This is a genomic window from Streptomyces flavofungini (assembly GCF_041028215.1).
Classification (GTDB): domain Bacteria; phylum Actinomycetota; class Actinomycetes; order Streptomycetales; family Streptomycetaceae; genus Streptomyces; species Streptomyces flavofungini_B.
The window spans coordinates 1-9,632 of sequence record NZ_JASKYR010000340.1 but is presented as its reverse complement, the minus strand read 5'-3'; the positions used below and the strand labels follow the sequence as shown (position 1 = coordinate 9,632).

General features: G+C 74.6%; 1 protein-coding gene. It reads left to right on the top strand.

The window, feature by feature from the left end:
* Positions 1–9,632, top strand: a 9,632-nt coding sequence (locus AB8Z36_RS22700; RefSeq protein WP_369215199.1) for an amino acid adenylation domain-containing protein, incomplete at both ends; no start/stop codon positions are given.

Sequence of the window (9,632 nt, the reverse complement as noted above, 5' to 3'; positions counted from 1 at the left end):
TGCGCACCCCCGTCCCCGCCCCCCGGCACTCGCCCTACCGCACCGGCGGCACCTACCTCATGGTCGGCGGCAGCGGCGGCATCGGCCGCGCCCTCTCCGAGGAACTCGCCCAGCGGCACCGGGCCAACATCGTGTGGATCAGCCGGGGCGAACTCGACGCCGGACAGCGGGCCACCGCCGACCGCGTGCACGCGGCCGGCGGACGGCTGCTGCACCTGCGGGCCGACGCCGCCGACCCCGCGGCCCTCGCCGGGGCCGTCGCCGAGGCCAGAGCGCGGTTCGGCGCGCCGCACGGTGTCTTCCACGCGGCCATGACGCACAACGCGAGCACCATCGCCGAGCTGACCGAGCCCGAACTGCGGGCGGCCCTCGCCGCCAAGGTGGACGGTGCCCTCGCGCTCGTGGCCGCGCTGGGCGACGAGCCCCTGGACTTCCTCGCGTTCTTCAGCTCGGTCGGCTCCTTCGTGAGCGCGGCGGGCAACGCCGCCTATGTGGCGGCCAGTTCCTTCCTCGACTCCTACGGGCGCCACCTCGCGACCCGGCTCCCGTACCCCGTACGGGTGGTGAACTGGGGCTACTGGGGCCGCGTCGGCTCCGGGGCGCAGCCGGGGCTCCAGGAGGTGTTCCGCAGGTCGGGCGTCGCCGAGTTCACCGTGCGCGAGGGCCTGGACTGCCTGGAGCGGGTGCTGGCCAACGGCCCCGTCCAGGTCATGCCGATCCGCGCCGACCAACAGGCCCTCGCGGCCCTCGGCCACCGTGCCTCACCGCTCGCCGAGCACACCACCCCGCCCGCACCGGCCGGGCCCGGAGCCGACGCCGTCATCGAGGGTTACGACCGGCTCTCCGCGCTCTGCGACACGGCGCTGCTCGGCGTCTACCGGCGCATGGGCGCCCTCACCCGGCGGGGCGAGCGCGACAGCGTCACCGCGCTCGCCGACCGGCTCGGCATCGTGCCCAGATACCACCGGCTGCACGCGGCCCTCCTGGGCATCCTCGCCGACGCCGGGCACGTGTCCGTACGCGGCGACGCCGTGGAGGTCCTCGCCGCCGCAGCGGATGCCGACACCGACACCGACACCAGCCTCGAACACGCCGAGCGCGAGCTCGACCGCATCGCCGCCGACCACCCCGACATCAGGGCCACGGTGGAGCTGACCCGGCTGTTCCTGCGGAGCTACCCGCAGGTGCTGCGCGGGGAGGTGGGCGCCACCGAGGTCATGTTCCCCAACGCCTCGATGGACCTGGTCCAGGACTTCTACCGGGGCAACCCCCTCACCGACTCCCTGAACGAACTCGTCGCCGAGACGGTGGCCGAGCACGCCCGGCGGCGCGCCGGGGAACTCGGTCCTGGCGAGCGGCTGTGCGTCGTGGAGCTCGGCGCGGGCACCGGGGCGACCACCGAGCGGGTGCTGCCCGCGCTCTCCGCCTGGGCCGAGCGGGCCGAGTACGTCTTCACCGACATCTCGCCGCAGTTCCTGGAGAGCGCCGAGCAGCGCTTCGGCGACCGCCACCCCTTCACCCGCTTCCGTACGCTCAACCTCGAACGCGGCCTCACGGAACAGGGATACACCCCCGGCGGCGCCGACATCGTGGTGGCCACCAATGTCGTGCACGCCACCAGCGACCTGCGCGCCACCCTGCGCAAGGCCCGCGCCCTCCTTCGCCCCGGCGGCCGTCTCGTCCTGAACGAACTGACCGCGATCCGCAGCAGCATCACCGTCACCGGCGGTGTCCTGGACGGCTGGTGGGCCTTCACCGACGGCGACCTCCGCATCAAGGACGCACCCCTGGCCACCGCGCAGACCTGGCAGCGGCTGCTCCTCGAAGAGGGCTTCGCCGACGCGCTGGTCCTCGACCGGGGCGCCCACCTCGGCCAGCACGTGATCATCGGCGTGAACGGGCGGGACGGTGCGGCCACCCCGGCGGCGGTGCGGGAAGAGACCGCACCCTCCACCCGGGTCGCGGCCCCCGGGCACGGTCCGCTCGACCGGCTCCGCGACATCGTCACCGCCACGCTCAAGCTGGACGAGCCCGTCGACCCCGACCGGCTCCTGTCCGACTACGGCTTCGACTCGCTGAGCGGCATGAAGATCGCCGCGGTGATCGAGGAGGACCTCGGCGTCCGGCTGCGCCTCAGCGACCTGCTCGAACACGCCACCCTGCGCGAGCTGAGCGAGCACATCGGCGGACCGGCCGACACCGTTTCCCCAGCGGCACCGACCCGCTTCCCCCTGTCGGCCGGTCAGCGGGCCCTCAGCGTCATCGAGCGGACGGCGCCCGGCACGTACGCCTACAACCTCCCCCTCGCGTTCTGGCTGGAGCCGGGCACCGACCCGGGCGCCCTGCGCGAAGCGCTGCAAGCCATGGTGGACCGCCACCCCCAGCTCCGCGCCCGCATCGACGACGACCACCAGATCGTCGACCCGCGCCGGGAACTCGCCTTCGCGGAAAGGAAGTTGACGACCACCTCCGAGGCGGACGTGCGCGAGGCGGCCAAGGAGTGTGTCCGCGAGCCCTTCGACCTGGCGCGCGGACCCCTGCTGCGGGTCACCCTGTTCACCCTCGCCGACCGCCGCCAGGTGCTGCTGCTCACCTTCCACCACATCATCTTCGACGGACTCTCCATCGCCGTCTTCCTGCGCGAGCTGTCCGCCTTCTACCGAGGCCAGGCGCCCACCACGCCGCCGCCCGCGACCTTCGCCGACTTCGTCGACCGGCAGCGCGAACTCCTCGCCTCCGAGCGGGGCGAGCAACTGCGCTCGTACTGGCTGCGACAGCTCTCCGGCGGCCTGCCCACGCTCCGGCTCCCGCTGGACCGGCCGCGCCCGGCGGTGCCGAGCCACCGCGGCGCCTCCGTCGAGGGCCGTCTGGACGCGCGGCGCGTCCGCGCGGCCCGGCAGCTCGCGGGCGACGAGCGGACCTCCCTGTTCGTGGTCCTCCTCGCCGTCTACGCGACACTCCTGCACCGCTATTCGCAGCAGGACCGCGTGCTTATCGGCACCCCGGTGGCCGGACGGCCCGCCGCCCGCCACGCCGACGTACTCGGCTACTACATGAACATGGTCGTCCTCAAGCACGACATCGGCGACGGCCAGGACTTCCGGGGCCTGCTGCGCGAGGTGCGGGACACCACCCTGGAGGCCCTGGAGCACAGCGACTACCCGCTCCTGTCCCTCGCGCAGGAGCTGCGGGCGTCGCGCCTGTTCGACACCGCCTTCTACTTCCAGAATTGGGTGGAGGACGACACCGACGTCCGCCCCGTCGCCGAGGTCTTCCACGGCGTGCACCAGGAAGGCGAATTCGATCTCACCCTGGAGGTCGTCGAAGAGCCCGAGGGCGCCCGCTACTGCCTCAAGTACAACCCCGACCTCTTCGACGAGGCCACCGTGCGCAGACTCGGCGACCACTTCGGCCTGCTCCTTGACTCGGCCCTCGCCGCACCCGACCGCGACCTGGGCGCCCTGTCCCTGCGCAGCGCCGACGAGACCGCCCGCGCGAAGGAGCGGCAGCGGCTCAACCGGCGCGACCTCCCCGCCGACCGCGTCCTGCCCACGCTCCTCGCCGAGCAGATCCGCCGCACCCCCGACGCCATCGCGGTGACCGACCGCGGCACCACCCTGACCTACGGCGGACTCGGCGCCCGCGTCGATGACCTGGCAGCCCGTCTGCGCGGGCGGGGAGTGGGCCCGGGGCGCCTCGTCGGTGTGCTCGTCGACCGGTCCGCCGACATGCTCGTCGCCCTGCTCGGCGTGCTCGCCGCGGGAGGCGCCTACGTACCGCTCGACCCCGACTACCCCCTGGAGCGGCTGCGGTACATGGCCGAGGACGCCGGGCTGCACCTCCTGATCGCCCGCTCCGGAGCCCGCCCCGAGCTGGGGGTGCCGGTCCTCGCGGTCGACGCGGCCGACGGACCGGCCGGTGGCCGCCCGGCGGAGCGGGGCGCCGCGCCCGGCGCCGACGACGCCGCGTACGTGATCTACACCTCGGGTTCGACGGGCCGCCCCAAGGGCGTCCAGGTGCCGCACCGGGCCCTGGCCAACCTGCTCCTGTCCATGGCCGAGGAGCCCGGCCTCACCGCCGACGACCATCTGCTCGCGCTCACGACCGTCTGCTTCGACATCGCCGCGCTCGAACTGTTCCTGCCGCTGGTCACCGGCGGCCGGGTGGAGATCGTGCCCGCCGAGGTCGCGCGCGACGGCGTGCTGCTGCGCAGGCTCATCGAGTCGACACCGGCCACGGTCGTCCAGGCCACCCCGGCGACCTGGAAGATGCTGCTCGCCGCCGGCTGGCAGGGGTCCCCGGAACTCAAGGTGCTGTGCGGGGGAGAGGCCCTCGACCAGGACACCGCGCACCAGCTCCTGGCCCGCGCGGGCCAGGTGTGGAACATGTTCGGGCCGACCGAGACCACCATCTGGTCGGCCGTCTCCCGGCTCGCCCCCGACGAGCGCGTCACCATCGGGCACCCCATCGCCAACACCGGGTTGTACGTGCTCGACGAGCGGGGCAGGGCGGTGCCGCCCGGAGTGCCCGGCGAGCTCTACATCAGCGGTGCCGGTCTGGCCACCGGCTATCTGGGCCGCCCCGAACTGACCGCCGAGCGGTTCGTCACCCTCGACGGCGAGCGCCGCTACCGCACCGGCGACCTGGTGCGCGAGCTGCCCGACGGGCGCATCGAGTACCTGGGCAGGCTCGACGCCCAGGTGAAGGTACGCGGCTTCCGCATCGAGCCCGGCGAGATCGAGGCCACGCTGCACGCCCAGGACGGCGTCCGCGAGGCGGCGGTGGTCGCGCGGCGGGTCGCCGGAGACAACGTCCTGCACGCCTTCCTCGTCCTGGCCGAGGGCGCCACGGCCCCGCGCCGCGAGACCCTCGCCCAGCGGCTTCCCGCGCACATGGTCCCGGACGTCCTGGTGGAGCTGGCCGCGCTGCCGCGGACGCTCAACGGAAAGGCGGACCGCACCCGGCTGGCGCGGGCGCCCCTGCCGGAGCTGCGCGGCGAGACGGCGGCGGCCGGGTCCGCCCGCGAGGGCACCGGGCCCGCCGCCCGGCGTCCGGCGAGCGGGTCCGCCGCCCGCATCGCCGAACTGTCCGGCGTCATCGCGGAGATCCTCGGCACGGACGCCGCCGAGATCGCCGCCGACGTGCCGCTCGGACAGCTCGGCATGAACTCCATCAGCTTCACCGTGCTCAGCACACGCCTCAGCGAGCGGTACGGGATCGAGGTCCTGCCCACGCTGTTCTACCGCCGTCCGACCGTCGCCGCCGTCGCCGCGCATCTGGGCGAGGCACTCGGGGACGCCGTCGGGGATGCCGTCGGGGACGATCCGGTGGGCGACCGCCCCGCCGTGCACGCCGACGCCGATGACGTGGCTGTCACCGACGACGTGGCTGTCACCGATGACGTGACCCGCTCCGATGACGTGGCCGTCGTCGGCATGGCCGGGCGGTTCCCCGGCTCCGCCGGGCTCGCGGAGTTCTGGGACCACCTGGAGCAGGGCAGGGACCTCGTCACCGAGATCCCCGCGGACCGCTGGGACTGGCGGGTGCACGACGACGCCTCCCGTTCGCGCTGGGGCGGCTTCGTCCCCGGCGTGGACCGCTTCGACGCCGCCTTCTTCGGCATCTCGCCGCGCGAGGCCGAGCTGATGGACCCCCAGCAGCGGCTGCTGCTCGAAGTGGTGTGGACGGCGATCGAGGACGCCGGGTACCGCGCGAGCGACCTCGCGGGCAGACGCGTCGGCGTCTTCATCGGCACCACCAACTCCGACTACGCCGAGGTGCAGCGGGCCGGCGGCAGGACGGCCGAGGCGCACACCCTCACCGGAGCCGCCCTCTCCGTCATCCCGAACCGCGTCTCCTACCTCCTGGACCTGCGCGGGCCCAGCGTCGCGGTCGACACCGCCTGCTCCAGCTCGCTCACCGCCGTGCACCAGGCCGTCGGCGCCCTGCGCGACGGCACCTGCGACCTGGCGATCGCGGGCGGCGTCAGCCTCATCCTCGACCCGCGCCTCTACGCGGCCCTGAGCCGGAACGAGATGCTCAGCGAGGACGGCCGCTGCAAGGCCTTCGACGCCTCCGCCAACGGCTATGTGCGCGGTGAGGGCGTGGGCGTCGTGGTGCTCAAGGGCCACCGTGCGGCCCGCCGCGACGGCGACCGCGTGGCCGCGGTGATCAAGGCCACCGCCGTCAACCACGGCGGCCGCACCACCTCCCTCACCTCGCCGAGCCCCGACGCCCAGGCCCAACTGCTCGTCGACGCCTACCGCGCGGCCGGGGTGGACCCCGCCACCGTCGGCTACATCGAGGCGCACGGCACCGGCACGGCCCTGGGCGACCCGATCGAGATCAGCGGCCTGACCGAGGCGTTCGAGCGGCTCGGCGCGGGCGACGGGGCCACCGGCAGGGGCGCGCGCTGCGGCATCGGCTCGGTGAAGACCAACATCGGGCACCTGGAGGCCGCCGCGGGCATCGCCGGGCTGCTCAAGGTGGTCCTCGCGCTGCGTCACCGGACCATCCCGGCCAGCCTGCACTTCCGCGAGCGCAATCCGTACCTCGACCTCGACGGGAGCCCGTTCGAGATCGTCGGCACCACCCGGCCCTGGCCCGCCCCGGCCACCGGGGACGGCTCTGCGGCGCTCCGCCGCGCGGGCGTCAGCTCCTTCGGCTTCGGCGGCGCCAACGCCCATGTGGTGATCGAGGAAGCACCGGCCGCGGCGCAGGACGGCCCCGCCGATGACAGCGCCGACGAGGAGCTGTACGTCCTCTCCGCACGGACCGAGCGGGCCCTGCGCACGCGGGCCCGGCTCCTCGCCGCCCAGGTTCGCGCCGAGGAGCCCGCGCCCGCCGACCTCGCCCACACACTGCGCGTCGGCCGCGAGGCCATGGAGGAGCGGCTCGCCTTCACCGCGCGTGGCCGCGCCGAACTCCTCGGCCTGCTCGACGCCTGCGCCGAGGGCGGCACCCCCGCGGGCGTGCTGCGGGCCCGGGTGGGCGCGGGACGGCGCCGCTCCGCCGCCACCCGCGGCAACGCCTGGCGGGAGTTCGTACGGGCCCTGTCCGCCGAGGGCGACCTGGTGTCCCTGGCCCAGCTCTGGGTCGACGGCGCCGACGTGGACTGGTCGTCGCTGCCGGGCGGGCGCAGGATCGCCCTGCCCACCTACCCGTTCGAGCCGACCCGCCACTGGATCGACGCCGTGCCCGGTGCGCCCGCCGATCACGCGACACCTCCCGCCGCCTCCCGCTCGGGGCTGCTCGACGAGAACGTCTCGACCTTCGGCGAGGCCGCCTTCGTCAAGCACCTCACCGGCTCGGAGTTCTACCTGGCCGACCACCGGGTCCGCGACGACCTCGTGCTCCCGGGCGTCATCTGCCTGGAGATGGCACGGCTCGCCGGTGAGCGGGCCCACGGCACCGACTCCGTGCGGCGCGTCGACGACATCGTCTGGGCCGCGCCCGTCGCGCTCGCCCCCGGCGCGACACGGGACGTCCGGGTGACGGTCGCGCCCTCCGGCGCCTTCGAGATCACGGGCGAGCGCCCGCACGCCCGTGGCCGCCTGGTCTTCGCAGGGCACGGCAGCGCGCGGGAGGAGGCGCCCGCGCCGCTCGACCCGGCCGCCGTGCGCGCCCGGTGCGGCGAGCGGAAGACCCGGCAGGAGTGCTACGCCTACTTCGAGACCCTGGGATTCCGCTACGGCCCCGCCTTCCGGGTCATCGAGGAGCTGCTCCTCGGCGACGGCGAGGCCCTCGCGCGGCTGCGCCGTCCCGAGGTCGGCGACCACCGCTTCCACCCCTCGCTGCTCGACGGCGCCTTGCAGGCCGCCGGATGGCTGGTGCCGGGTCCGACGGCACACCTGCCGTACGCGATCGGTTCCGTACGGCTCCACGGCGAGCTGCCCGCCGACTGCCTCGCCCATGTCGTGGCGGTGGATTGCCGGGCCGACGCCCAGGTCTTCGACATCAGCCTGACCGCCGACGACGGTACGGTCCTCGCGCACATCGAGCGTTTCACCCTGCGGGCCGTACCTGCGGAACGGCGGGCCGCCGAGCCGGGCGTGCTCGCCTTCGAGCCCGTCTGGCGGGAAGCCGCGGCGGCCCCGCGGACCCCGGACGGGGCGGGCGAGCCGGTCGAGCTGCTGTCCGTCATCGACGCGGGGGACGGCAGCGCCGAGGCCCTGCGCCGCGAACTCGCCCTGCTCGCCCCGGAGCTGAACGTCGTCACAGGCGACCCGGCGCGCGCCTCGCACCTCGTACACCTCACCGCCCAGGCAGCCGGTACCGGCCTCGACGACGCGCTGAGCGGCGGCTTCCACACCGCCCTGGACATCTGCCGCAGCCGTGTCGCCGAGCACGGCGGGCCCCTGCGCTACCTGATCGTCCACGAGGACCAGGCCGGCACCACCAGCGGAGCCGCGCACGCCGCCCGCGCCGCCCTGGACGGGTTCGCCCGCAGTATCGGCCAGGAGCACCCCGCCATCCGGCTGAGCGTGCTCACGCGGACCGGTGCGCCCTCCGTCCGCGACCTCGCCGAGCTGGTCCTCGCCGAACTGCCGGGCCACGCGCCGGAGATTCGCGCGGACGGACACCGCAGGCTGGTCCGCGCCTGGCGCGAGAGCACGCTGCCCGAGGCCGGGGAATCGCCCTTCGCCGTGGCCGGGGCCCACCTCGTCACGGGCGGCACCGGGAAGCTCGGCATGCTCGTCGCGCGGCGGATCGCCCGGCATCCGGGCGCCGGTGTCGTCCTGCTCAGCCGGTCCGCACCGGCCGAGCCGCTGCCGGAGGGCTGGCTGCACGTCCGCGCCGATGCCGGTGTGCGCGAGGACGTCGAGCGCGCGGTGGCCGAGGCCAGGCGCCGGTTCGGGCGCGTCGCGGGGGTGGTGCACGCGGCGGGCACGCTGCGGGACTCGCTGGTGCTGCACAAGAGCCGCGAGGACGCCGACGCCGTGCTCGCGCCCAAGGTGCGCGGCCTGGTCCACCTCGACGAGGCGACCCGGGCGGACGCACCGGAGTACTTCGTCGCGTTCGGCTCGACCGCCGCGGTCTTCGGCAACGTCGGCCAGAGCGACTACGCCTACGCCAACAGCTTCCTCGGCCACTACCTGGAGCGGCGTCCCGGCGGCGGCCTCACCGTCGACTGGTCGCTCTGGCGCGACGGCGGCATGACCCTGACCGCCGACGCCCGCGCGGCCATGCGGCGCGAGTTCGGCATGGAGCCGCTGCCGTCGGAGGCGGCGCTCGACGCCCTGGAGGCCGCCCTGCGCGGCGGCGCGTCCCGCGTGCTGCTGACCGCGGGGGACCGCGGGCGGATCGGCGAGGCGCTGGAGCGGACCGTCACCGGCCCCGCGCCGCGGCCTGCCGCTGCGGCGTCCGCGCCGTCAGAGGCCGCCGACGCCGCTGACCTGCGCCCTGCCATGGTCGCCTACCTGCGCGAACTGCTCGCCGACGAGCTGAAGATGGCCGTGGACGACGTCGCGGAGGACGAGGCGTTCGACCACTACGGAGTCGACTCGCTCCTCGTCCTGAGCCTCACCCGCGCCCTGGAGACACGCTTCGGACCGCTCTCCAAGACGCTCTTCTTCGAGTACATGACCATCGGCGAGCTGGCCGACTTCCTGGTCGACCGGCACCCCGCCGAG